General features: G+C 57.3%; 28 protein-coding genes and 1 tRNA gene. 16 read left to right on the forward strand and 13 right to left on the reverse strand.

Features of this window, described 5'->3' with window-relative positions; translation table 11 throughout:
• Positions 1-40: 40 nt before the first annotated feature.
• On the forward strand, positions 41-334 hold the full coding sequence (locus BOSE62_RS14785) for a putative quinol monooxygenase (protein WP_159647505.1): 294 nt from the start codon (positions 41-43) through the stop codon (positions 332-334).
• Here the strand turns inward: BOSE62_RS14785 and dgcA are convergent.
• The 3 genes from dgcA to BOSE62_RS14800 are packed head-to-tail and all read right to left on the reverse strand — an operon-like array spanning position 331 to position 2918.
• A complete protein-coding gene (dgcA, locus tag BOSE62_RS14790) occupies positions 331-1308 on the reverse strand; it encodes an N-acetyl-D-Glu racemase DgcA (RefSeq protein ID WP_159648074.1) in 978 nt (325 codons plus the stop codon). The two genes, BOSE62_RS14785 and dgcA, sit on opposite strands and share 4 nt — an antisense overlap.
• Before the next feature lie 55 nt (positions 1309-1363).
• The gene (locus BOSE62_RS14795) at positions 1364-2758 is read right to left on the reverse strand and encodes a putative O-glycosylation ligase, exosortase A system-associated (protein WP_159647507.1); all 1395 of its coding nucleotides are present in this window, start codon (positions 2756-2758) and stop codon (positions 1364-1366) included.
• On the reverse strand, positions 2751-2918 hold the full coding sequence (locus tag BOSE62_RS14800; protein WP_201295687.1) for a hypothetical protein: 168 nt from the start codon (positions 2916-2918) through the stop codon (positions 2751-2753). Before BOSE62_RS14800 ends, BOSE62_RS14795 begins: the two co-directional genes overlap by 8 nt.
• Positions 2919-3026: 108 nt before the next feature.
• On the opposite strand from BOSE62_RS14800, the gene BOSE62_RS14805 reads away from it, so the two are divergent.
• Both BOSE62_RS14805 and BOSE62_RS14810 read left to right on the forward strand, forming a co-directional pair.
• Entirely contained in the window at positions 3027-4259 is a 1233-nt protein-coding gene (locus BOSE62_RS14805) for a TIGR04063 family PEP-CTERM/XrtA system glycosyltransferase (protein WP_159647509.1), read from the forward strand.
• A 16-nt stretch (positions 4260-4275) separates the two neighbouring features.
• Complete coding sequence (locus tag BOSE62_RS14810) at positions 4276-5310, forward strand: hypothetical protein (protein ID WP_159647511.1); 1035 nt, start codon at positions 4276-4278, stop codon at positions 5308-5310.
• A gap of 6 nt (positions 5311-5316) precedes the next feature.
• Here the strand turns inward: BOSE62_RS14810 and BOSE62_RS14815 are convergent, their stop codons facing one another.
• Together BOSE62_RS14815 and BOSE62_RS14820 are read right to left on the reverse strand one after the other, a co-directional pair.
• Entirely contained in the window at positions 5317-5652 is a 336-nt protein-coding gene (locus BOSE62_RS14815; protein ID WP_159647513.1) for a hypothetical protein, read from the reverse strand.
• Positions 5642-5830: a hypothetical protein gene (locus BOSE62_RS14820; RefSeq protein ID WP_443028811.1), complete on the reverse strand. Its 189-nt coding sequence runs from the start codon at positions 5828-5830 to the stop codon at positions 5642-5644. The genes BOSE62_RS14815 and BOSE62_RS14820 overlap by 11 nt, the downstream gene beginning before the upstream one ends.
• Before the next feature lie 140 nt (positions 5831-5970).
• Between BOSE62_RS14820 and BOSE62_RS14825 the strand changes: the two genes are divergently transcribed.
• Positions 5971-6624 carry a S24 family peptidase gene (locus BOSE62_RS14825; protein ID WP_159648075.1) on the forward strand — a complete coding sequence of 218 codons (654 nt, stop codon included), beginning with the start codon at positions 5971-5973 and terminating at the stop codon, positions 6622-6624.
• A gap of 56 nt (positions 6625-6680) precedes the next feature.
• Positions 6681-7343 carry an MBL fold metallo-hydrolase gene (locus BOSE62_RS14830; RefSeq protein WP_159647516.1) on the forward strand — a complete coding sequence of 221 codons (663 nt, stop codon included), beginning with the start codon at positions 6681-6683 and terminating at the stop codon, positions 7341-7343.
• Here BOSE62_RS14830 and BOSE62_RS14835 read toward each other — a convergent pair.
• Both BOSE62_RS14835 and BOSE62_RS14840 read right to left on the reverse strand, forming a co-directional pair.
• Positions 7340-8158, reverse strand: coding sequence for a hypothetical protein (locus BOSE62_RS14835; RefSeq protein ID WP_159647518.1), 819 nt, complete (start codon positions 8156-8158; stop codon positions 7340-7342). The genes BOSE62_RS14830 and BOSE62_RS14835 overlap by 4 nt on opposite strands.
• A gap of 18 nt (positions 8159-8176) precedes the next feature.
• Positions 8177-8572, reverse strand: coding sequence for an MAPEG family protein (locus BOSE62_RS14840; protein ID WP_159647520.1), 396 nt, complete (start codon positions 8570-8572; stop codon positions 8177-8179).
• 212 nt (positions 8573-8784) lie between these two features.
• Here BOSE62_RS14840 and rpmF point away from each other — a divergent pair, with 212 nt between their 5' ends.
• The 4 genes from rpmF to BOSE62_RS14860 all read left to right on the forward strand — a co-directional run bounded on the left by rpmF (position 8785) and on the right by BOSE62_RS14860 (position 12177).
• Entirely contained in the window at positions 8785-8964 is a 180-nt protein-coding gene (rpmF, locus tag BOSE62_RS14845; protein ID WP_082896673.1) for a 50S ribosomal protein L32, read from the forward strand.
• 52 nt (positions 8965-9016) lie between these two features.
• Complete coding sequence (plsX, locus tag BOSE62_RS14850; protein ID WP_159647522.1) at positions 9017-10060, forward strand: phosphate acyltransferase PlsX; 1044 nt, start codon at positions 9017-9019, stop codon at positions 10058-10060.
• On the forward strand, positions 10057-11025 hold the full coding sequence (locus tag BOSE62_RS14855) for a beta-ketoacyl-ACP synthase III (protein ID WP_159647524.1): 969 nt from the start codon (positions 10057-10059) through the stop codon (positions 11023-11025). Before plsX ends, BOSE62_RS14855 begins: the two co-directional genes overlap by 4 nt.
• Before the next feature lie 111 nt (positions 11026-11136).
• The gene (locus tag BOSE62_RS14860; RefSeq protein WP_159647526.1) at positions 11137-12177 is read left to right on the forward strand and encodes a helix-turn-helix transcriptional regulator; all 1041 of its coding nucleotides are present in this window, start codon (positions 11137-11139) and stop codon (positions 12175-12177) included.
• Between the two features lie 13 nt (positions 12178-12190).
• Here BOSE62_RS14860 and BOSE62_RS14865 read toward each other — a convergent pair.
• Both BOSE62_RS14865 and BOSE62_RS14870 read right to left on the reverse strand, forming a co-directional pair.
• A tRNA-Val gene (locus BOSE62_RS14865) sits at positions 12191-12265 on the reverse strand.
• Positions 12266-12308: 43 nt separating this feature from the next.
• On the reverse strand, positions 12309-12686 hold the full coding sequence (locus tag BOSE62_RS14870; RefSeq protein WP_159647528.1) for a response regulator: 378 nt from the start codon (positions 12684-12686) through the stop codon (positions 12309-12311).
• Between the two features lie 138 nt (positions 12687-12824).
• On the opposite strand from BOSE62_RS14870, the gene BOSE62_RS14875 reads away from it, so the two are divergent.
• Entirely contained in the window at positions 12825-13712 is an 888-nt protein-coding gene (locus tag BOSE62_RS14875; protein WP_159647529.1) for an N-formylglutamate amidohydrolase, read from the forward strand.
• Positions 13713-13936: 224 nt separating this feature from the next.
• Here the strand turns inward: BOSE62_RS14875 and BOSE62_RS14880 are convergent, their stop codons facing one another.
• On the reverse strand, positions 13937-14722 hold the full coding sequence (locus tag BOSE62_RS14880) for a SapC family protein (protein ID WP_159647530.1): 786 nt from the start codon (positions 14720-14722) through the stop codon (positions 13937-13939).
• Positions 14723-14772: 50 nt separating this feature from the next.
• Positions 14773-16221, reverse strand: coding sequence for an FAD-binding oxidoreductase (locus BOSE62_RS14885; RefSeq protein ID WP_159647531.1), 1449 nt, complete (start codon positions 16219-16221; stop codon positions 14773-14775).
• Between the two features lie 150 nt (positions 16222-16371).
• Here BOSE62_RS14885 and BOSE62_RS14890 point away from each other — a divergent pair, with 150 nt between their 5' ends.
• Complete coding sequence (locus BOSE62_RS14890) at positions 16372-16875, forward strand: hypothetical protein (RefSeq protein WP_236554063.1); 504 nt, start codon at positions 16372-16374, stop codon at positions 16873-16875.
• 108 nt (positions 16876-16983) lie between these two features.
• Positions 16984-18348, forward strand: a complete 1365-nt coding sequence (locus BOSE62_RS14895) for a DEAD/DEAH box helicase (RefSeq protein WP_159647532.1) — start codon at positions 16984-16986, stop codon at positions 18346-18348.
• A gap of 33 nt (positions 18349-18381) precedes the next feature.
• Here BOSE62_RS14895 and BOSE62_RS14900 read toward each other — a convergent pair whose 3' ends face one another.
• Together BOSE62_RS14900 and BOSE62_RS14905 are read right to left on the reverse strand one after the other, a co-directional pair.
• On the reverse strand, positions 18382-18978 hold the full coding sequence (locus BOSE62_RS14900) for a hypothetical protein (protein WP_159647533.1): 597 nt from the start codon (positions 18976-18978) through the stop codon (positions 18382-18384).
• Between the two features lie 136 nt (positions 18979-19114).
• Positions 19115-20542 carry a sigma-54-dependent transcriptional regulator gene (locus BOSE62_RS14905; protein ID WP_159647534.1) on the reverse strand — a complete coding sequence of 476 codons (1428 nt, stop codon included), beginning with the start codon at positions 20540-20542 and terminating at the stop codon, positions 19115-19117.
• 167 nt (positions 20543-20709) lie between these two features.
• Between BOSE62_RS14905 and BOSE62_RS14910 the strand changes: the two genes are divergently transcribed.
• The 4 genes from BOSE62_RS14910 to BOSE62_RS14925 are packed head-to-tail and all read left to right on the forward strand — an operon-like array spanning position 20710 to position 23758.
• On the forward strand, positions 20710-20832 hold the full coding sequence (locus BOSE62_RS14910) for an aa3-type cytochrome c oxidase subunit IV (RefSeq protein WP_159647535.1): 123 nt from the start codon (positions 20710-20712) through the stop codon (positions 20830-20832).
• Positions 20833-20848: 16 nt separating this feature from the next.
• The gene (locus tag BOSE62_RS14915; protein WP_159647536.1) at positions 20849-21979 is read left to right on the forward strand and encodes a Re/Si-specific NAD(P)(+) transhydrogenase subunit alpha; all 1131 of its coding nucleotides are present in this window, start codon (positions 20849-20851) and stop codon (positions 21977-21979) included.
• 10 nt (positions 21980-21989) lie between these two features.
• Positions 21990-22286, forward strand: a complete 297-nt coding sequence (locus BOSE62_RS14920; protein ID WP_066743604.1) for an NAD(P) transhydrogenase subunit alpha — start codon at positions 21990-21992, stop codon at positions 22284-22286.
• The gene (locus BOSE62_RS14925) at positions 22286-23758 is read left to right on the forward strand and encodes an NAD(P)(+) transhydrogenase (Re/Si-specific) subunit beta (RefSeq protein ID WP_159647537.1); all 1473 of its coding nucleotides are present in this window, start codon (positions 22286-22288) and stop codon (positions 23756-23758) included. Before BOSE62_RS14920 ends, BOSE62_RS14925 begins: the two co-directional genes overlap by 1 nt.
• Positions 23759-23771: the final 13 nt, after the last annotated feature.

The raw sequence follows: 23771 nt of genomic DNA on the forward strand, positions 1-23771 counted from the left end.
CGGGAAATCGCCGGCCCATTCTTATCAGGGAGAGACTATCATGGCAGCAGTAGGCATTATCGCGACATTGACCGTGGCCGAGGGCAAGAATGCCGATTTCGAAGCCGCTTTTTCCGAACTCATGGCGGCAGTTCGCGCCAACGAGCCGGGCAATGAATTCTATTCGGTCTTCCAGAGCAAGGAAAACCCGCAGCAATATAAAGTGCTTGAGCGCTATGTTGATCAGGCCGCTCTCGATGCGCACGGAAAATCGGACCATTTCCGCGCTAGTGGTCCCAAGCTTGCGCCGTGCATGGCGGCTGCTCCGGTGATCGAACAGCTCGACGCTATCTAGCCCGTCCAGCCGGCGGGAGATATGATCCCGTTGTCGAAGCGAAATCCACCGGGCCGGTCCCTGGCGAGCAGTAGCGGGCCATCGAGATCGACCCAGTGCGCAAGCTGTGCCAGCGCGAAGGCTGGTCTTATCCCCAGTGATGTGGACAGCATGCAGCCGACCATGATTTTCAGGCCCGTCGCCTGCGCCGCATGGGCGATCGCCATCGCTTCGGTCAATCCGCCCGCCTTGTCGAGCTTGATGTTCACCGCATCATAAAAGGGAGCAATCCGTTCTATGTCGGCGCTGCTATGGCAGCTTTCGTCGGCGCAAAGCGGGATGGGTGACCGTATCCCGCCGAGCAAATGATCCCGTCCGGCACTGACCGGCTGTTCGATCAATTCGACGGCATATTGCGCCAGCCGTGTGGCTTCGGCTGCAATGTCGAGATCGTTCCAGCTTTCATTGGCATCCACGATCAAACGGGCCGCGGGTGCTCCGCGGTGGACGGCGGCAACGCGCGCATGGTCGTCCCGACCGGACAATTTCAGTTTCAGCAGCCCATGACCCTTTGCGGCGGCTTTCCGGGCCTCTGCTTCCATGAAGGCTGGTTCGCCAAGCGAAATCGTGAAGGCGGTGGTCAGCGGAGCCGGTTTAGGCAAGCCAGCGAGCTGCCAGAGGGGCTTGTCTGTTTGCCGGCATTCCAGGTCCCAGAGCGCGCAATCGATGGCATTGCGGGCGGCACCGCGAGCCATATTCTGTAGCAGGACTGCCCGATCGAGATTCGGATGCTCTAAGACAAATTGTGAAATTTCAGTTGCACATTTGTCGGCGCTTTCGCCTTCATAATAGATCGGAGTTGCTTCGGATCTGCCGGTGAACCGACCATCCGACAGTTCGCAGTGCACGACGTCAACATGGGTCTTTGCACCCCGGCTGATGACGAAGGCACCGGCGACCGGCCAGGTTTCTATGGAAACGGATGCGTGTATCATCATTTTCTGCTTCTATTGCGCGGCTCGGGTGGGGTCACTCATTTTGTAGGTTTTCTTAAGGGTTTGGCAGAATCTTGGGCCGGACATTGCCGGTCACGCGTTTCGCGACCGGTAGCCATTTCGCTTCATTTGACCGGCGTGTCATATAAGTGTCGAGACCGATTTGCAGTGCTACCAGCATATAGACAAAGGGCTGATAGGCGATGCCGACAAACAATGCACCCACGAGGTAGATTATATGGCCGTGCTGCAATGCGGTGGCGAGGGGAGCGACCCATTGCTCGCCTTCTTTTTTCGATCGCGTAAATTTCCGACGCAATATTTCCATGCGCCACAAACCGCCAACATGGATGATCAGCCAAAGGATCAGGCCCGGATAGCCCTGTTCGCCCAGCATCTCGAAATAACTGCTGTGAAAGGCGCGGGCCTCGTCCTCGACCAGTCTGGCTTCGACATCGTCCGGATCGATGTCCCACTGCTCATATTGCTCGACATCCACTTCCGATAATTCGTAGGTCAATTTGTTGATCCGGTAGACGTCGAAACCGCCACCGAAGGGGTGCTGTTTGACATAATCGAGGGTCCATCGCCAGACCGCGAGGCGAGTGGAGGCAGACTGGTCGGCTTCGTAATTTTCTATCGTCGCCATCCGCTCCGTGAAACTTTGCGGAAGAAACGGAATCGACATGAGGCCGATAGCCGTCGCCAGGCCGGCGTAGAGCAGTCTGTAGCGGACGAAGCGCAGCTGTAGTACGGCGAGCACTCCGATGCACACCAGCCCCGTCCGGGCCTGTGTCCCGATGGGAATGAGAAGAGCGGCAAAGACCAGTGCATAGGCAAATAGCTTCACCCGCCAGTCGGGCGGGAAAATCGTGCCGTAATGAGCGAGCCAGAGAATCAGCGGGATGATGCAAATGGCTACTGTCGAGATAATCGACCCTTCGTAAAGGCCGCTGTTATTATCGACCAGCAGAACGAGCACGCCGTAGCCGCCGCCGGACAGCAATGTTTTTATCCCTCCGGTAATGATCAGGGTTCCGGCGCATAATACCATGAACAGGGCCAGTGCTTCCAGACGCAACCGGGTCTTGAGGGTTAGCGGCAGGAAGATCGCGAAAACCAGCGCCTTCCACACCCAGTCCCATTTTTCCAGAGCGGCCTCGGGGACTTCGGCCTGCACCGTGGTATAGCCGCAATAGGCAAGCAGCAGGATCATCATCGCCTGCCGAACGGAAAATCGACTGTCCTGCTTGTTGTCCGCGAACATATAGCCGAACAGCGCAAGGGCAAAGAGGATCAGCGAAAGGGGCACGGAGTTGAGCATGAAATAGCTCAGCCGCTGCGGAGCCACGATATCGACATAGGCGTAAATCAGGGTGAACAGGAACGGGCGCTTGAAGGCAATGAAGAGCAGCGCCACAATATATCCGACGAAAAACAGATCACGCATCGGGCTGCGATTCGTTCGGTCGTAACTGCTTCGCAAAACCGATGGGTTCCTTGTCGCGTTCCGGCGGCGGTTCGACGTCGAGATCGTCCCGGTGCATCAGGCGCCAGGCGGCAATGAGCAACAGTCCATGCGTCAAAGCGATAGAAAGATTGTCTACCATTTCACTCTTCATCCTGGCCTGAGCGGTGATAACACGCCCTTCTAGGCTTGCGCGATACAGGCATTGGGTTGACGGGACGTTAATCCTTTTTTGGCAGGGCTCGAGGCCATGACGCGAATATTACATATTTTGGACCACAGCCTGCCGCTGCACAGCGGCTATTGTTTTCGCACGCGGGCGATCATGAAGGCACAGATTGCCAGCGGCCTGACCGTGGCCGGTGTAACCGGTGTCCGGCAGAACCAGCATGGCTATGTAGCGGAGCAGTTGCTGGAAGAATTTGACGGACTGCAGTTTTTCCGGACATTGGCTCAGGTTCAGGGTCCTTCCCCCTTGCGGGAATGGCGTGAAGTTGCGGTTCTGGCAGAGCGGATCGAACAGGCGGTCCGGGAATGGCAACCGGATGTTCTCCATGCCCATTCTCCCGCCCTCAACGGGCTGGCCGCTTTACGGGCCGCCGAGAAGACGGGGTTGCCGCTGGTATATGAAATTCGTGCTTTCTGGGAGGATGCCGCAGTCGGCAATGGCACCGGCCGCGAAAACAGCCCGCGCTACTGGCTGACCCGGCAACTGGAAAACCATGTGGTCAATGGCGCTGATGCGGTTGCGGTGATCTGTGAAGGTCTGCGATCCGACTTGATCGGACGCGGGGTAAGGCCTGAAAAGATCACCGTATCCCCGAATGGCGTTGATCTGGACCTGTTCGGCGAGCCGCCGGCACGCGACGAATCGCTGCTGAAGGAAATGGGCCTTGCCGGTAAGCCGGTGCTGGGTTTTATCGGCAGTTTCTATGATTATGAGGGGCTCGACGATCTGGTCGCGGCTCTGCCAATTCTGCAGGCCTCCCATCCGGACGTGCACCTGCTGCTTGTCGGTGGCGGTCCGATGGAAGAAGCGCTCAAATCGCAGGTCGATCATCTGGGGATACAATCAGCCGTAACCTTCACCGGCCGGGTGCCCCATGAACAGGTGGAGCGCTTCTATGGCCTGATGGATATCATGGTCTACCCGCGCAAGCCGATGCGGCTGACCGAACTGGTAACACCGCTCAAACCGCTTGAGGCTATGGCGCAGGGACGGCTGGTAGCGGCATCGGATGTCGGTGGCCACCAGGAACTGATTAAAGATGGGGTTACCGGTACGCTTTTCCCTGCGGGCGATCCGGAAAAAATCGCCGAAAAACTGGGCGCTTTGCTCGATAACAGCACTTCCTGGGCGCAAGTCATTGAAGACGCAAAGAAATTTGTCGAGGCGGATCGTAACTGGTCGTCAAACATTTTGCGTTACACCCCTGTTTACCAAGGGTTGATAGAGCGCAAATCGTTCGAGCGCGCGGCCTGAGATGGTGGAGAATGACGTGGAGCAGATACAGCAGGACTTTATTCGGTTCAAGCAGCCCGCAATGGCGGTCGCAGGCGGTATTGCCGCAGCACTGGTGATAGCAACCCTGCCGCATGTCTATCTTGAAAATATTGTCGGCATGACCGGACTGTCGGAAATCGTCCCTGCTGCGGCACCGCCGCTCGGGAATACCGCGCGCGGCCTGATCGCGATCGCCGCTGGTATGGTTTCCGCTTCCGCATTGTATCTTTTTTTAAATCACAAGACGAACTCACATGAAGGAGGCTCCGATATGAGCTTGGCACTACGCAAAAATCTGACGACGGAGCCGGTGGCCGAGGAACGGGACGGAAAATCACGATTTTCGATGCCCAAGCTGAACCTTTCGGCCAAATCATTGACCAAATTTCTGAAAAAGCCCAAAAAAGCTCCGGGCCAGGTGACCGAACTGAAGGACCTGCCGGATGTCCGGGCCGCCGACCGGCATCCCGATGCTCCGGTGCGCCAGCCGATTTTTGCTGCATCCGATCTGGGCACGCCACTGGCCGAATCGATCAAGCGGTTTGATCCGGCCGAGCCTGAGCAAAAGCGCGCTGAGCCAGTGATGCAGGCGGAGTCACCGGTCGCGATGGCCGAGCCTGCAGCCAAAAAAGTCACGGCTCCGGAAGCCGGAGAAAAACAAGCGTCTGACCGTATTGAAGATGCCGCTCCGCTCAAAACATCGAGCGCCGAGCGCGAAAATCTTTCCACCCTGTCTCTGGCGCAGCTTGCCGACCGCCTGGAAGCCGGGCTTCGGCGTCTCGAAGTTCTGGAAAGGCGCGAGTCAATCGCGCCGCCTGCGGTGCCTGCACAATCCGCACCCAGTCCAAGTGAGAAGGCTACGTCGGTAGAGGCGGCCAATGAGCCCGCTCCGGTTGCAATTCCACCTCTGCGGTCGGTCGAGGCGGTCGAAACGGCTGACATTGACACCGAATCGAGACGGCAGGCCGACATGGATGCGGCTTTGAAGGCGGCGCTTGGCACTTTGGAGAAAATGACGGCTCATCGCTGATCCTATTCAGGTCTCGACCGGATCGACGATTAGCAGGGCGTCCACCTGCAATTGCTGCTCCGACTGTTGCGTGACCAGCATATCCGCGACAAAATGACCGGGAATTGCAAATTCATGGCTCGGAAGGATGTCGGCCAGTTTCCGCAACGTCTCCGGACGGGATATATCCTTCCGGTCAACCCGGACAGTGTATCGCGTTCCGGCAAAGGTTATGCTCGCCCACGCGCGTTCGCGCTTTAATGTGACCCGCAGGTGACTGCCTGCCAGCGTTGCCATCTGCCGGATCAGCAACGAGCCGGGATCGCGCGGACAGGCTTTCCTTTGCGCTCGCTCAGCCGGCATGTTCTGTCCGCCACATCTGCATGAAATCTTCCGCCCGCTCCGAAATGTCCCGACCGGGCTGGCGCCCGTTACGCAAATCCTGGACAAAACGGGGATCTCGAACCGAAAGCCGGCCGAATTTGGTCCACGACATGTCGGTTTCGCGCAGAAATATCTCGATTTTTCGCAATAATGGCACCGGTATTCTCCTTCTCGCCGCCAGTCGCTCGATCGGGCGACTCATTGAATAGGGAAAATCCTATTTGAAATGCGATTTCCTACATGTCTAGGAAAAATCCTATTGCCAATTTCGGCCAGTGCCATTATGTTGTGGCGGCTATGTCCGATGATCCCCGTGCCCATCTCGAACATCTGATCCGCAAGAACGGGCATGGCTTTGCCGCGATCTCGAAGATGCTCGGCAAGAACGCCGCCTATATCCAGCAATATATCCGCCGCGGAGTCCCTAAAAAACTGGACGAGGAAGACCGCCGCAGACTGGCCGAATTTTATGATGTCGAGGAACGGCTGCTCGGCGCTCCCGCTCAGCGCGAATCGCACCGGTCTGCCCCGGTTACTCCGGATGGGTTGTTGCGTATCAGACAATTGCAGGTGGGTGCATCGGCTGGATCAGGTGCGCTGGCGGATGACGAATATGCGGAATCCATGGGTTTTGGACGCAAATGGCTCCGGCGGCTGGGCGCTGATCCTGCCCATATGTCGTTGATTGCGGTCGACGGTGATTCGATGGTTCCGACTCTCGGCGATGGCGACGACATCATGGTGGATCACAGCGCTGCGTCTCGGCCCTTGCGCGACGGCATCTATGTGCTGCGCATGGATGACGTGCTGCTGGTCAAACGGATTGCGATGGGGCCGTCGGGAAAGCTTTCGATCCGCAGCGATAATCCGCAATATCCGGATTGGGAGGATGTCAGTGCGGAAAGCGTAAACATCATCGGCCGGGTCGTCTGGACCGGACGGCGGCTGTAACGCCTCTCCATTTTGGGGCCTTGCAACTTGCGCGTTGCACAGCCAAATAGTCTTTCATGACAGATGCACCTTTAAAGGCCGTGGTTATTCCGGTCACGCCGCTCCAGCAGAATTGCACACTCCTCTGGTGCACCAAGACCAACAAGGCCGCTCTGAGCGATCCGGGCGGCGATCTAAATCGCCTGAAAGCGGCAGTCGAAGAGCATGGTGTCGATCTGGAGAAGATCATCATTACCCATGGCCACCTTGATCATTGCGGGCAGGCGGGGATGCTGGCGGAAGAACTGGGGATACCAATCGAAGGGCCGCACAAGGATGATCTGTTCTGGATTGACCAGCTCGACGGTGATGGCGCCCGCTATGGCATGGAAGCGAGGAGCTTCGTTCCCGATCGTTGGCTGGAGGACGGCGACCAGGTCACCGTCGGCGATCTGACGCTCGATGTAATCCACTGCCCGGGTCATACGCCGGGTCATGTAATTTTCTATCATCAGCCATCGCGGCTGGCGGTGGTCGGCGATGTTATATTTCAGGGGTCAATCGGCCGAACCGATTTCCCGCGCGGCAATCATCAGGATCTGATCAACGCCATCACCCAGAAGCTCTGGCCGCTCGGCGACGATGTGACTTTCATCCCCGGCCACGGCCCGACCAGCCAGTTCGGCTATGAACGCAAGACCAATGCGTTTGTTGCAGACGATGTGCTGGCGGCGCGCTAGACAGTGCCGCTATCCTCGGCTGTAGTTTCGCCGCCAGCGAAGATTGACAGGTCGGTGGCCATGACTTCATCGAGCAGATCGCGTTTCTGAACGAATCTGTTGGCCATTCGTGTGTCCTTGGCGAGATGGGGCTTCAGATAGGGTAGTACCTCGAGAGGATTTCGCTTCGCCAGAGTCTCCCAGATAACCATTGCGGTGATCAGCATCCGTTCATTCAGATAGCCCTGCCGCTCATATTGCCAGCCTTCGTTGCTGCCTGCGAAATTCCATGCGCTGGTAGCCATGAAAATTCCGAAACCCAGATAGACCGAACAGAGATCGGTTGTCAGTTCATGCACTTCCCAGCCACCCGGTGGCGCTGTTTTCGCCGTGCTCATAAGATAATGGGACAGCTCATGGGCAAAGGTCGCGATCAGTTTGGCTGGATCGCCGAGCTGGCTGGGGTTATAGCTGATCTGTGCATGATATTGACCGTCGGCCGCTTTCAGAAGCCGATATTCCCCCGCCGGTGTATGGCTGTCGTGTGTGAGCATTTGGCCTGACTCCAAAGCCATCTCGCGCGTCTGATCGCCTTGCACCAGCTTTGTCGGCCAGTCGCCCATGCCAGCCAAAAGTTTGACCTGTTCAAAAATCTGCTGGGCTTTCCGGGACGGGTCTGCGCTCGTTCCAGGAAAAAAGGTTTCGTTAGGCAGGACCAGCCGGTTGGCCGGATGTTTCTCTATCCCGCCAAACTCCGTTATCAGCCATTTGAAACTGGCAAGCTGCCAATCCCACTCGTCTGTATCAAGCGGCCTTTTCGGTCGGAACAGTCTCATTGGCCGGCAACCAGTTCCTTAAATCGACAGATAGGGGATGCTGATCGCATATATACCAAGCCCGAGCAGGACCAGCATGGTTACAACCGTGCCGATCATCCGGCCCTTGCCAAATTTCCCATCGTCCATGCCGACGCCATGGGCGACGCGACCGAGCAGATAAAGGCCGCTTACGACCCAGAGCCATGTCGGGGATGTGGCGCTGGCTAACTCGATAGCCGCGACCAGCAACAGGACAAACGGCGCGCTTTCGATATAGTTGCTGTGCGCGCGCATGCGGCGCAGGACTTTTTCGTTGCCGCCGTCACCGACGCTGACTTTTTCGCTACCCCTGACCTGGCCGACTCGGACCATGAGCCAGATATTGATCAGCGCTGCTGCGCCGGCCACGGTCAATGTTATCGGTAAAATCATCTTGTCCCCCAAATATATGAAAATTATAGGGCTGCTATAGAAGCACAATGCTTGCAACGCACAGGAAAATCATTATACGCGCCATTTCGCGTGCAATCTGTTGAACCAAGACCAAGCGATTCTCTGCAATATCAGAGACAGTTTGTCAGGCTTGGCCGATCAGCAAATTGAGCATGCTATGGATTTTTAAATTTTAAAGAACAGGCTTAGCAATGGCTGTACCTAAAAGAAAAACGACGCCCTCCAAACGCGGTATGCGCCGGTCACATGATGCTTTGAAAGTCGAAGCCTATCAGGAATGCCCGAACTGCGGTGAATTGAAGCGTCCGCACCATATGTGCGGAAGCTGCGGTCATTATAATGGCCGGGAAGTCTTGGCCGTCGATCTTTAATCGGCTAGTCTCTCGGCTTCTGACGCGCAATCAAGGGGAATAGCTGGTGGGAATGAGGCCGCGAATCGCGATTGATGCGATGGGCGGAGATGAAGGCCCGCGTGTCATGGTTGCAGGCGCCGCGCTTGCGCGTCACCGTCATGCTGGCTTTCAGTTTCTTTTCGTTGGTGATGAAACGCAGATTCGCGAAGCGCTGAAGGATCATCCCAATCTGAGCGCGGACTCGGAAATCCTGCACGCGCCGGATATCGTGTCCGGTGACGACAAACCGGCGCAGGCGCTGCGCGGGTCCAAGACCACATCCATGGGCATGGCGGTCAATGCTGTCAAAAGCGGCGAAGTCAGTGCCGCTGTCAGCGCCGGCAATACCGGTGCCCTGATGGCTATCGCCAAGCTGGCGTTGCGCACCATGCCGGGTATCGACCGGCCGGCATTGTCGGCGCTGTTGCCGACGATGAAGGACACGGACGTGGTAATGCTCGATCTGGGCGCCAACACGGAATGCAATAGCCGGAACCTCGTTCAGTTTGCCGTTATGGGCGCCGCATATAGCCGTATCATGCACGGTTTTGACCGGCCCAAGGTGAAATTGCTGAATATCGGCACCGAAGAGGCCAAGGGCACTGGCACGATCCAGGAAGCCGCCGCGACGCTGAAAGGCGCCGGTAGCCTGCATATGGATTTTCTGGGTTTCACCGAGGCGGACAAGATTTCCACCGGTGAAGTCGACGTTATTGTCACCGACGGCTTTTCCGGCAATGTCGCGCTCAAGGCCCTCGAGGGCACAGCGCGCTTTGTCACCGATCTGCTGAAACAGAGTTTTCTGAGCAGCCTGCGATCGAAAATCGGCTTTCTGATATCCCGTCCGGCAACCGAAATGTTGCGAGGGCATCTTGATCCCAATAATCACAACGGTGCTGTGTTTCTTGGCCTGAATGGCGTGGTGGTAAAAAGCCACGGCAGCGCGGATGCCAAAGGGGTTGCCAATGCGGTCGAAGTGGCTGCCCGTCTGGTCGAGGACAGTATTCTCGAGCGGATTAGTGAGGATCTGACCAAGATCAGCGAAGCAGCGCCGATAGCAGAGGTAGCAAAATGAACGATGCCGCTAGACGGTCTGTTATCAAGGGAACCGGGTCGGCTCTGCCGCGCACGCGTGTTTCCAATGCCGATCTGGCCAAGCGCGTCGACACTACGGACGAGTGGATTGTCGAGCGGACAGGCATAAAATTCCGGCATATTGCCGAAGATGACGAGACGACCTCTACGCTCGCGATAGAGGCTGCGGACAAGGCGATGAAGGCGGCTGGCTTTGGCGCTGCGGACATCGATCTGATCATCGTTGCCACCGCCACTCCCGACCAGACATTTCCGGCAACCGCCACGATCGTTCAGGATGCACTGGGATGCAACGGCTGCGTTGCCTTTGATGTCGCAGCGGTCTGCTCCGGTTTCCTTTATGCGCTGTCTGTTGCGGACAGCATGATTCGGGCCGGCAGCGCGCAGAATGCGCTGGTTATCGGCGCAGAAACCTTCAGCCGGATCCTCGACTGGAAAGACCGCGGGACCTGTGTCCTGTTTGGCGATGGCGCCGGGGCGATTGTGTTGGCAGCGGAGCAGGGTGAAAAAGGCGTTCTTGCCACCCGTTTGCACGCCGATGGCGCACACAACAAGCTTCTTTACGTTGATGGCGGCGCCGGTACCACCGGGACTGTCGGCAAGCTGCGCATGAAAGGCCCCGAAGTGTTTCGCCACGCGGTGGTCAACCTGTCCTCCGTCCTGAAAGAGGTGCTGGAAGAATCCGGTGAATCGGTCGACAATGTCGACTGGGTTGTGCCGCATCAGGCCAATGCCCGGATTTTGGATGCAACGGCCCGGAAGCTCAGCCTCCCGCCGGAAAAGGTGATCAAGACGGTCGATCTGCATGCCAATACTTCGGCGGCATCGGTGCCGCTGGCCCTGGATACCGCTGTACGCGATGGTCGAATCAAGGCCGGAGATCTGCTGGTTCTGGAAGCAATGGGTGGTGGATTTACCTGGGGAGCGTCGGTCATTCGCTACTGAATGGGCTGCCGCGGGGCATGAATTAACCATAATCGACATATTCGTCGCCGATTTTGCATCCTTGTCGAAAGCCAGTTGAGTAAAATGCATTTCGGCTTCTAGCTTGGAGCCATGGAATATACGGCATCCACAGGTCTGAAGATTGCGGCTCCGTTTCTGTACCGTGCCTATCTCAGCTGCCATGCCCTTCAGGCCCGAAAGCCACAGCTTTTGAAGGCGCTGGACTGTTCCGAAGCGGCATTGCGTGATCCCGGCTATCAACTGGATGACATTGCGATTGCCCGCCTTTGCGCGGCGGCGCGCGATGAACTCAACTGTACCGATATTCACGCCGAGATTGGCGGCAAGATGGTGCCGCAGGGCTTTTCCGATCGCGGGTTTACTGCCTTTTTCCAGCCCAGTTTTGGTGAAGCGCTGCTTGACCTTGTCGCTGAACAGCGACTGGGGGGCGAGGAGCCGGTGGCAAAAATTCTGTCGCTTTCCTCCGGTGACCGGCTGGTCTGGAACCCGGGTGAGGCGACCGCACCGGATCTTGTCCACATCCTATTTTCTCTGGTCCATCAATGCGGGGAATTGCTGGCCGCAGGGCGCTTCAAGACCGTGAAAGCGGCGCATTTTGCCCACCGCCGGCCTGATGGCTTCCGAGGCTTCCCGAGCGCAGATTCCGGACGGGATCCGATACCTTGCCATTTCAACCGGCCATCCACCTATCTGGAATATCATCATATGGCGATGACCATGCCGATCCAGCGTCATAATCCGGCGATTATTACGGCGGTCCGGAAGCAGGAGACGTCGTTCGCCCGGGCCAGATTCGAACGACAAAATATCGCGAAGCTGACCTACGAATATTTGTTATATCTGCTCGACAAATCCGGCCTCAGCCTTGATGCGGCAGCCCGGACCTTCGGCATGGCCGAACGCACGTTGCGCCGCAAACTAGTGTCCGAGGGCATTTCCTATCGCCAGTTGCTGGAGCAGGTGCGGCGGGACACTTGCCATCTCTATTTTCTCGAAGGCACGCGGAATCTTTCCGAAATATCTGCCAAGTTGGGATATAGCGAACTGAGCGCTTTCACCCGCGCCTATACCAGCTGGTACGGGCATCCGCCGAGCCAGGATACCGGCAACGCGATTGCTCTGGCTGCCTGAATTGTGTGGAAAATGGTGGGCGTAGAGAGAGTTGAACTCCCGACCCCTTCGATGTCAACGAAGTGCTCTACCACTGAGCTATACGCCCACACTGGAGGCCCTCTAGCCAGCCGTTCCGGCTGGCGCAAGGCTTAATTCAGGTCGCTGATACTGTCTGGCTCAAACAGCCGGTCGACCTCCATGACCAGATCGCGCAAATGGAAGGGTTTGGACAGGATTTTGGCCTTCGGAACAGACTCCCCGGCGCGCAATGTCACGCCGGAAAAACCGGTGATAAACATGACCTGGGTCTTCGGGCATACAGACGCGCAATGCTGGGCGAGTTCGATTCCGTCCATTTCCGGCATCACGATATCGGTCAATAGCAGATCAAATTCCTGTTCGGCGAGCAGTGGCACCGCAGCTGTCCCGCGGTCTACGGCGATAACTTCATAGTTGGCTTTCTCCAGTGCCCGTGTAAGATGCTCACGCATCGCCCGTTCATCTTCCGCGAGGAGAATCCTAATCATTTTGTCGCGCCTTCCCGAATATGCTTGATTTCAAGCCTGCCTATATGCCGAGGCCGGTATATAAGTGCAAATCGGTTAATTTTTTTCCGAAAAAGGCGACTATTTTGGCGAGGGAACCCGATTATGGAAGGCAGCAATATGACTAATCCGGTTCCAGGGCGAATCCCGGCGTCGCTGCCGACCTATTCCCTGTCCAATGTCGACGGGTTCCGCTTTCCGTTGCTGGTCAGCGTCCCCCATTCCGGCCGCGAATATCCGCCAGAGCTGCTCGATAACCTGAATGTGCCTGCTTCCCATCTTTTGCGGCTGGAAGACCGCTATTCGGATCGGCTAGCGGCCTCGGCTATTGCCAGCGGCTTCCCTGCGATCATTGCCCGCAAGCCGCGGGCCTGGATAGATCTCAATCGCAGCCGAAGCGAGATTGATCCGGCGATGGTGATTGGTATGGATCCGTCGCAGACCGGCCAGATGAGCAGAAAGGTGAGGGGCGGTCTGGGCTTGCTGCCGCGGAGACTGCACGGGGCAGGCAATTTGTGGCGGAACAAATGGTCACTGCAGCATGTCATTGACCGCATCGAGCAGGATCACGAACCCTATCACGCGCAGGTTGCGCATCTGCTGGACAGGATCCACTCCGTCTTCGGATGCGCGCTGCTGCTTGACCTGCACAGCATGCCGTCAACCGTCGACGAGAATCACAACAAGATCGGTTTTGTGCTGGGCGACCGTTTCGGGCGAAGCTGTGAATCGCGCTATGTCGAACTGGCCGCCGGTCATTTCCGCAGACACGGTCATCTGGTCCAGACGAATCACCCCTATTCGGGCAGCTATATTCTGGAGCGGCATGGTAATCCGTCACGCAATATCCATGCTTTCCAGCTGGAAGTGGACCGTTCGTTATATCTCGACCGGAATATGCGGGAACCGATAGCTGCCGCCAGCTCTGTTGCGGAATTGATCCGTCATTGCTGCATGATGCTGGCCGAGCAACTGTCAGGCCAGGATCAGCTGGAAGCGGCCGAATGAAGCCTTTTCAATAAAAAAACCACCTCGTCGGTTCGACGAGGTGGCCAAGGTTCAGGGAGGTGGCATTCCAGAGGAATGCCGGTAATGATTCGATCGGGGGATGCGAACCATTACAACGCCCATGTGGGCCTAGTTGCTCTAGGTTGCAAGACCCGGAAGTAGAAAATTTTCGAAGACCATGGCCTGCTTCGGCCAAATCGGACGAAGCAGGCCGCTTTGTGCGGTTAAACCGGAACGGAGGGAGCTTCGGTCACTTGCGGCATCTTGCCGGCAGCAACCTGTTTCGCAAATACATCACGCATCACCTGCAGCGAAAAGAGATGGGCGTAGATCAGCGGCAACATCCCGTTCTGGTTCATCTTGCGGAGCTCGTCGCCGCGCAGTTCGCGCAATTTTTCCTCGTTGACCATCTTGAATCCGCGATAGACAAATGGCTTTTCAACGCCGGTTTGCTGAATGGAAACCTCTCCGTCCATCAACAATCCCATCTTGTCCAGCTCCTGCACGAACTGGCCGGTTCGCTGGCCAGCCTGTTCAAACTGTTCGCAGAAATTCAGGATGTTCTTGGTGGTTTCGCTGGGCTGGCTATTTTCGAAAAGCGCGTCACCTTCCTTATAGTCACCAATTGCGTCGGTGGTTGGGTCGAAGCATAGCGACAGTTCTTCGGCTTCCGGGCGCAATTTTGCGAGCATGAACGGGTACCGGCGGACATAAGCCGGGACGTAGGCGGGTTCGCTGAACTGGCCTTCATCATTCATGAACGTGTTCACACCTTCGTTCAAACCCATGAGAATCAGCGGTACGCTATTATCACCGACCGAAAAGACAATCGGATAGTTGCGCGCTGCATTGATGAATTCATCGGTGGTGATCGGAATGGCGTGCTGCGACTGCATGAAGGATGCGTTGTCGAGCCCCTTGACTTTCCATGTGCCATGTTCATTGGAATTCAGCGGAACCAGATCTTTGTAGAACATCGGTAGGGCTTGTGCTTGTGGCGTGCTCGCCATAGTTATATTCTCCGAAAATTACTGTTGAAACCGAATAGTTGTCTTGCGCTTTAAGAGCCTGACTGACCGGACGCAAGAGGAACGAGTTTTCCCGGGTTCATAATATTCTTCGGATCGATCGCCGTTTTAATTGCGCGCAGCATAGCGAGGCGGGCGTCGGAAGACAGTCGCTCCAGTTCTGCGCGCTTGATCTGCCCGATTCCATGTTCTGCCGAAATGGATCCGCCTGCCGCGATGACGAGGTCATGGACAAGCGGTGTTATCCGCGTCGCATAGTCCCGTATCCACTGCTCAGGAACCACGCCCGCCGGCGCTTTGACGTGCAGGTGGACATTGCCATCTCCCATATGGCCGAACGCGATGACTTTCGTACCAGGAAAGCTCGCCTCTATGACCGGCGATGCTTCCTTGATGAACCGGGCCATAGCGGGTACCGGTACGCTGATATCATGTTGCAGGGCCGGGCCACTGGCGCGCTCTGCCTCGGAGATCGAATCGCGGATTTTCCAGAAATCCTCTGCCTGCTGTTCGCTGGCCGCTATCGTTGCGTCTTCAACCAGCCCCCGTTCCAACGCCTCTGCCAACAGTTTTTCGGTGACCGACCTAGGATCCTGCGCGTCCGGTTGATCGCGCACGATTTCAATGAGGATATGCCAGCGATGCTCTTCCTGAAGCGGCGCGCGGGTACCGGGAATGTGTCGCAATACCGACTGCAGGCAGGTTTCGGGGATGATCTCGAAACCTTCCAGCGACTGTGGTGTCCTCTGATTGAGAAAGCGGAACATCTGATAGGCAGCACCGGTGCTGTCGACTGCGGCCCAAGAGACACAACGATCGACGAGGGCGGGTACGGTTTTAAGCGTAGCGGCGGTGACAATGCCCAGCGTGCCTTCTCCGCCAATGAACAAATGTTTCAGATCATAGCCGCGATTGTCTTTCTTCAGCGCCGAGAGGCCGTCAAAAATACTACCGTCGGGCAGGACCGCTTCAATACCGCTAACCAGTGCGCGCATGGTCCCGTGGCGAAGCACCTGGGTCCCGCCGGCATTTGTCGAAATCAGACCGCCGACTGTGGCCGAACCTTTGCCGCCGAGGGTCAGCGGAAACCGCTGGCCTTCGTTTGCCAGTGCTTCGTGCAGATTCTGGAGAATGACTCCGGCCTCGCACAAGATCATTTGGTCCTGTGGTGCGATCGAGCGGATCCGGTTCATGCGGCGCGTTGACAACAGAACCGACAGGCCATCGCGATCCGGCGTTGCCCCTCCGACCATACCGCTATTGCCTCCCTGCGGCACGATCGCAACGGTGTTTTTATTGGCAATTTTCAGGATTTCTGCCGTCTCTTGCGTGTTTGCCGGAGAGATCATCGCGAGCGCCGCACCAGTATACCGGCCACGCCAGTCGGTGAGCCAGGGTGCCATCTCATCACCTGCGCGAGTGAAGCCTTTGGGGCCGACAACCGCCTGCATTTCTTCCAGCCAATCGGCCTTTTCTGACATATTCCAGTCCCTCTGCGGTGGTGCCATCGGTTCGCTGTTGCGGATCAGCCTTGCCGAAGAATATCAAGACGCTAACAGATAGAAAATCCTCAGTTCATGCAATATTCAATCACTGCTGATATAGGCAAGGCAAGGGTTAGTTAAAGGATTATGGTGAGCCTGTCACTTACAGCGATATTGCTGCTCTCTGTGCCCGATGCACACGAGATGCGGCCGCTCGAGATGCCGTCGGCAGACGCAGCCATGGTCCATGTGGCGGAGCGTCCGCTGCTCTTTGCGCAGGTCCGAATCGAAAAGCGGGTGATTATTCGCGTTCCTCGTCGGCGTCCGACACCACTCGCACCGATGGCGGATTTTTCCCGCGAATCCGTGAAAAAAACCTATCGGGAAAAGAAAATGGGAAAATGCGTGCCGATGAACAATATTCTTGGCGTGCAGATGTTTGCGGACCGCTATCTCGATCTGATTACCAAGGACCGCAAGAGAATCCGGGCACAACTGGAGGACAAATGCCAGGCGCGCAGCTTCTATTCGGGCTTCTATGTCGAGAAAACGGATGACGGGAAAATATGCACCGGCCGCGATATTCTTCACTCGCGAACCGGAGCGAAATGCGAGATCGACCGCTTCCGTGAACTGGTCCCGGAACGCTAGGCCCAGCGAGAAAACTTGACAAATCCCGGATATGCGATCATTGCCCGGCACAGCCCGAGAGGCTAAGACAGGGTGCAAGGTTGCATCCTATATTTTTCCGGAACCACTATGAAATTTGCCGATATCGGCCTGTCTGAAGAACTGCTGAAATCTGTAGCCGAAGCCGGCTATGACGAACCGACGCCAATTCAGGCGCAAGCCATCCCCTCCGTCCTGATGATGAAAGATATCATCGGCATCGCCCAGACGGGCACTGGCAAAACAGCAAGCTTCGTGCTGCCGATGATCGACATATTGGCGCATGGCCGCTCGCGTGCGCGGATGCCACGGTCGCTGATCCTCGAACCGACCCGCGAACTGGCGGCGCAGGTTGCCGAGAATTTCGAGAAATATGGCAAGAACCATAATCTCAGCATGGCTCTGCTTATCGGCGGTGTTTCAATGGGTGACCAGATCAAGGCGCTGGAAAAGGGTGTCGACGTACTGATTGCGACTCCCGGACGTCTGATGGATCTTTTTGATCGCGGACGGATATTGATGTCCGGCTGCGAATTGCTGGTCATCGACGAAGCCGACCGGATGCTCGACATGGGCTTCATCCCGGATATCGAATCCATCTGCTCGAAACTTCCCTCAACCCGGCAGACGATGCTGTTTTCGGCCACCATGCCGCCGCCGATCAAACGCCTGTCCGACCAGTTTCTGAGCAATCCGAAATATATCGAGGTTTCGCGCCCGGCGACGGCAAATACCTCGATCGACCAGTCGCTGATCGAAGTCGCACCCAAGGCGAAACGCAAGCTGCTCGTCGACATTCTCGACAATGAAGGCGTCGAGACCGCGATCATATTCTGCAATCGCAAGACCGAAGTGCGCGATTTGTGCCAGAGTCTGCGCAAGGATGGCTTCGATGCCGGACAGATCCATGGCGACATGGACCAGAGTTCGCGTCTCGCCGAGCTGGACCGGTTCAAGTCGGGTGAAATCAATATATTATGCGCGTCCGACGTTGCCGCCCGCGGACTGGATATCAAGGGCGTCAGCCATGTCATCAATTATGATATTCCTTGGCATCCGGATGACTATATCCACCGTATTGGCCGCACCGGCCGCGCTGGCGCTACCGGTGTTGCGATAACCTTCATCACCCGCAGCGATGCCGAACATGTCGAGAGCATTGAAAAGCTGACTGGCATGAAGATCCCGGTCCGCAAGGAACGCACGGCCAGAACTGGTGGGAAGCCGGCTGATCAGGCCGACGGAGACCATGTTCAGGCAAAGCCGGCGAAGGCAAAAGCCCCGCGCCGGAAAGATGCGCCGAAGAAATCGCGACAGGAAGACGCTCCGAAGAAACCGGTGCCAGACCGCAGGGTCGAAGAGAAAAAGCCGCCGGGGGCTGATGACAGCAACGACATTGACGAGGGCTGGAACGGCCCGATGCCAAGCTTTCTGGAAGCCCGGCTCAACCGCTAGCATCCCGGCCGATGGCCGGTTGCCAGGCCGGCGCTATTTCAGCGTCAGACTGTCCAGAATAGCCGCCGCCAGCGGGTCGGTCGACTTGGCCTGGTCGGCGGCATAGCTGACCTCCGCCTGGACCATTGTGCCATCGGGTTTGCGGAGCAGCCGCTGATTGGATTTCAGGCCATTGGTCAATATGCCGGAAGCGCGATATTCATTGTTGCCAACGGCGCTGCCTTCCATGGCCGCATTGCCATCCTCGATATTTTCAACCGCTTTGCTCCAGGCAGCATCCTCGCGATTTTCGACCCAGCTAACCGCCAGTTTTGCGCCGCTTTCGGTTTCGGTAAACACCCGGCCATTGTCGTCGCTGGCGGATTCGTCGACTGTCCAGTCACCGGGCACCATGATCGTATAGCCGCGCAGCGCGTTGGTATAGCTTTCCATGCTGGTAAGATCGACCGGCGCCGCTGCGGTATTGTCTTCCACGGCAGCCGCTTCGTCACGGATCGCCTGGCTGGCGGCGTCCGCCTGTCGCGCCAGTTCCTCGCTCGAAGGCACATCGCCCACCGCTTCCTGTTTTCCGCAGGCCGAAAGAAGCAGTGCCAGCGTCAGGGCGGCACCAAATGGAAGAATTGGAAGCATGTTTTTCATATCCGCCAGACTTAAGACCAGCAGGGCGAAACATCAATGGCGATGTTGGACTGGTCCGGCGATCGGGCCGCCCCGCAATTGTTGGAAAATGGCCGAAAATGTCAAATTCCAGCAAAATGCGAAGAAATTATGCCGCGTTATCAATGCCCAGATCCGCCAGCTTGCGGTAAAGGGTCGATCGTCCGATGCCCAGACGCCGGGCCACTTCGGTCATCCGGCCGCGATAATGGCCGATGGCGAGGCGGATCACGTCGGCTTCTATTTCTTCCAGCGGCCGCAAATTGCCATCTTCGGCATAAAGAGTGATGCCAATGCCTTCGGGGCTGTTCGACAGATGCGGTTCGGTCTCTCCGGATTCGGCAACAAAAGAGGCGATCTGCGGAAATTCCTCGCAGCTCAGGGCGTTATGGTCGCACATGACCGCGGCGCGGAACAGCACGCTTTGTAGCTGGCGGACATTGCCGGGCCAGCGATAGCTGCGCAAAAGGTTTAGCGCCTCGTCGGTGATGCCCAGACTGCGCAGGCCGGGCTGGTGCGCCAGGCGGGCAAGAAAATGCCGTGCCAGCGCCGGAATGTCGCCGGTCCGGTCGCGCAACGGCGGAATGGTCAGCTGGACAACATTCATCTGATAATAAAGGTCTTCGCGGAAATTGTCTTTTTCGACTTCCCGCTCCAGCTTGCGGTTGGTTGCGGCGATAACCCGCACGTCGAGCTGGAAGCTGTTCGGGCTGCCGAGTGGCTGGATATCGGAATGTTTCAGGAAACGCAGCAGGCGGACCTGGGTTTCCGGAGGTATCCGGTCGACTTCATCGAGGAAAATCGTACCGCCTTCAGCTTGCTGGAGCAGCCCGATCTTGCGGTCAAAAGCGCCGGTAAAAGCACCCTTTTCATGACCAAACAGGATCGAATCGAGCAGATTTCCGGTAATTGCACCACAATTCAGCTTCAACATCGGCATTTTTGCGCGCGGGCTGGCGGCGTGAATGGCATCGGCTATGACTTCCTTGCCAACCCCGCCTTCGCCCTCGATCAGGACCGGAACACGGGCCCTTGCGGCTTTTGCGGCAATCGCCAGCGCGGCGCGAAAAGCCGGTGCGGCTCCGACGATTTCTTCAAATTCGAGCGGCACCGAGATCTTTTCACTGAGCGGGCGCAATTCGCCATCATCGCGCGACGATCTGACCGCGGCGTCGAGCGCCTTGAGCATCAGTTCGGGGGCGACCGGCTTGATCAGATAGTCGGTGGCGCCGGCGCGGACGGCGTCGACCGCCTCGGCGATCGACCCGACTGCGGTTAGCATCAGGATCGGCAGGGCAGGGCGGCGCGCCTTCAGTTCGGTGATCAGTTCGGTGGCTTCGGAACCCGGCACCCAATGGTCGAGAATGATTGCATCCAGCATCATCCCATCCTGCGTGCCGAGCGTCGCTATCGCGGTTTCCGCGTCGCGGGCAAAGATAGTGCGGAAGCCCGCGCGCGACGCCAGTGCCGAAATTAACCGGCATTGCGCCGGCTCATCATCGATAAGCAGCAGTAACTTTGTGCCGTTTTGTGCCATTTTTTTCCCGATTGTCCCACAATGAAGCATTTTCATAGCGGCAACCGGTAAAGAGCCGATTAAAGGGCCAGCAAATATTCTATCCAAAATGACGGTGGGTAGGACTTGAGCAGGCGCTAATATAGGGTTACACCTCGCGCCAGTTTAGTACGAGAAATGGGGAAATCATGACATCTGATAATAATCTGGGACCGGCCGAGGAAACATATTCCGGCTTTTTGTCACTGCTGAAGATTGGCACGATCGCATCAATCATAGTGGTAACATTGGTGGTAATTCTTATATCCTAACTGATTGGAAATTTTAGTGAAAATTGCGGTTTTAAAGGAACTCGCCGACGGCGAGACGCGGGTTAGCGCGTCGCCTGAAACGGTAAAGAAATTCATCGCTTTGGGCGCCTCTATGACCGTGGAAAAGGGCGCAGGAGAATCTGCGTCGGTTTCCGATGCCGACTATGAAGCCATGGGAGCCAGCATTGCCACCCGGGCCGCAACGCTGAAGGATGCCGACATTGTTCTGGCCGTGCAGGGCCCCGATCCCCAATCGCTCAAGGGAATGAAGAAAGGGGCCTGGCTGGTGGCCAGTCTCAATCCATTCGGCGAGCGCGAGCGGGTTGACGCTTATGCCAAGCTGGGCATCGATGCGCTGGCGATGGAATTCATGCCGCGGATCACCCGCGCGCAGTCGATGGATATCCTGTCGTCGCAGTCCAATCTTTCCGGTTATAAAGCCGTCATTCTGGCCGCCAATGAATATGGCCGCGCCTTTCCGATGATGATGACCGCAGCGGGCACGGTGTCCGCCGCGCGCTGCTTCGTCATGGGGGTCGGCGTTGCCGGATTGCAGGCGATAGCCACGGCCCGGCGTCTCGGCGCACAGGTTAGCGCGACCGACGTGCGCAGCGCCACCAAGGAACAGATCCAGTCGCTCGGCGCGAAACCGATTTTTGTCGAATCGGTCGAAGGCATCGAGGGCGAAGGTTCCGGCGGCTATGCCACCGAAATGAGCGAGGAATATCAGAAGGCCCAGGCCGAACTGGTGTCCAGTCATATCGCCAAACAGGATATCGTGATCACCACCGCCCTGATCCCCGGCCGCGCCGCGCCGCGTTTGATTTCGGACGCGCAGATCGCGACGATGCGCAATGGCAGCGTGATCGTCGATCTGGCCGCCGAACAGGGCGGCAATGTCGAAGGCGCTGTTGCCGGCAAGACCGTGGAGAAACACGGAGTCAAAATTGTCGGCGCGCAGAATATTCCGGCGATGATGGCGGCGGACAGTTCGGCGCTGTTTGCCCGCAATCTCTATAATTTCCTCAGCGCTTATTGGGACGAAGAGGCCAAAAGGCCGGTTCTGCCCGATGACGACGAGGTGACAATTGGCATACGGCTGACCAAGGATGGCAAAGTCGTGAACGAGCGCCTTCTGGCGAACTAGGGGGGTAGCAATGGACTTTATCTCAATCTTATCAATTTTCGTGATGGCCTGTTTTGTCGGCTATTATGTGGTCTGGTCGGTGACCCCGGCCTTGCACACGCCGCTGATGGCAGTGACCAACGCGATTTCCTCGGTGATTATCGTCGGCGCACTGATTGCGGCGGCGGCGGGATCGCAGGCGGATGGCGGGCAAACCGCCAAATGGCTGGGTCTGGTCGGCGTTGTCTTGGCAAGCGTGAATATTTTCGGCGGCTTTGCCGTAACCGAGCGCATGCTCGCAATGTACAAGAAAAAGGAGCGCAAATAATGCGGAACGCATTGGTTGGCGCATCCGCGCTTCTCTTCTCGACTCCGGCGCTCGCTGCGTCTGGCGAAGCGGTAAACCCCTGGGTTGCCGCCGCCTATCTGGTCGCCGGCGTGCTTTTCATTCTCGCGCTGCGTGGTCTGTCCTCGCCGGAATCAAGCCGGGCGGGTAACCGCTTCGGCATGGTCGGCATGCTGATTGCCGTGGTCACCACCCTGTGGACCCACAGCATTGCCAGCCTGCCGGAAATTGCCGGTGCGATCGCCATTGGTGGCGTGATCGGCTTTGTGATCGCCCGCCGCATCGCGATGACCGATATGCCGCAGCTGGTTGCCGCGTTTCACAGCCTCGTCGGTCTGGCCGCCGTGCTGGTCGGTATCGCCGCCTATCTCAATCCCGGCGCCTTTGGCATTCTTGATGCGACAGGTGAAATCCTGACCGTCAGCCGTGTCGAGCTGGGCCTTGGTGTTGCCATTGGTGCGATCACCTTCTCCGGTTCGGTCATCGCTTTCCTGAAACTCAACGGCAATATGTCGGGTGCACCGATCATGCTGCCGCTGCGCCATGTCATCAATCTCGGCGTATTGGCGGCGATAATCGGACTGACCGCCTATTTCGCCATTGCTCCGACCGTCGGCACGGGGGCGATATTCTGGACCATCGTGGGCTTGAGCTTCCTGATCGGCTTCCTGCTGATCATCCCGATCGGCGGCGCGGACATGCCGGTCGTGGTGTCGATGCTGAACAGCTATTCCGGCTGGGCTGCCGCCGCGATGGGCTTTACCCTTGGCAATACCGCGATGATCATTACCGGCGCGCTGGTCGGTTCGTCCGGTGCGATTCTCTCCTATATCATGTGCAAGGCGATGAACCGCAGCTTCATCAGCGTGATTGCCGGCGGCTTTGGTGCCGACAGCGGTCCGAGCGAAGGCGCGGCCAAGATTGACCGTCCGTGGAAGCGCGGATCGGCCGAGGATGCTGCCTATATGATGAAACAGGCCGAGAATGTGATTATCATTCCGGGCTATGGCATGGCCGTGGCGCAGGCCCAGCATGCCTTGCGCGAAATGGGCGACATGCTGAAGGAGCAGGGCGTCGGCGTCAAATATGCGATCCACCCCGTGGCCGGCCGTATGCCGGGCCATATGAACGTGCTGCTAGCCGAAGCCAATGTGCCTTATGACGAGGTGTTCGAGCTGGAAGATATCAACAGCGAATTTGCCCAGGCCGATGTGGCCTTCATCATCGGCGCCAATGACGTGGTCAATCCGGCGGCGAAAACCGACAAGGGATCGCCGATTTACGGCATGCCGGTGTTCGATGTCGACAAGGCCAAGACGATCTTTTTCGTCAAGCGCTCGATGGGCGGTGTCGGCTATGCCGGGGTCGACAACGAGGTCTTTTATATGGACCAGACCATGATGTTACTTTCCGACGCGAAGAAAATGTGCGAGGAAATCGTAAAGGCGCTCTAGACGCCAATTTCGA

The organism is Sphingorhabdus sp. 109, from assembly GCF_902506555.1.
In the GTDB taxonomy this organism is placed as follows: Bacteria; Pseudomonadota; Alphaproteobacteria; order Sphingomonadales; family Sphingomonadaceae; genus Parasphingorhabdus.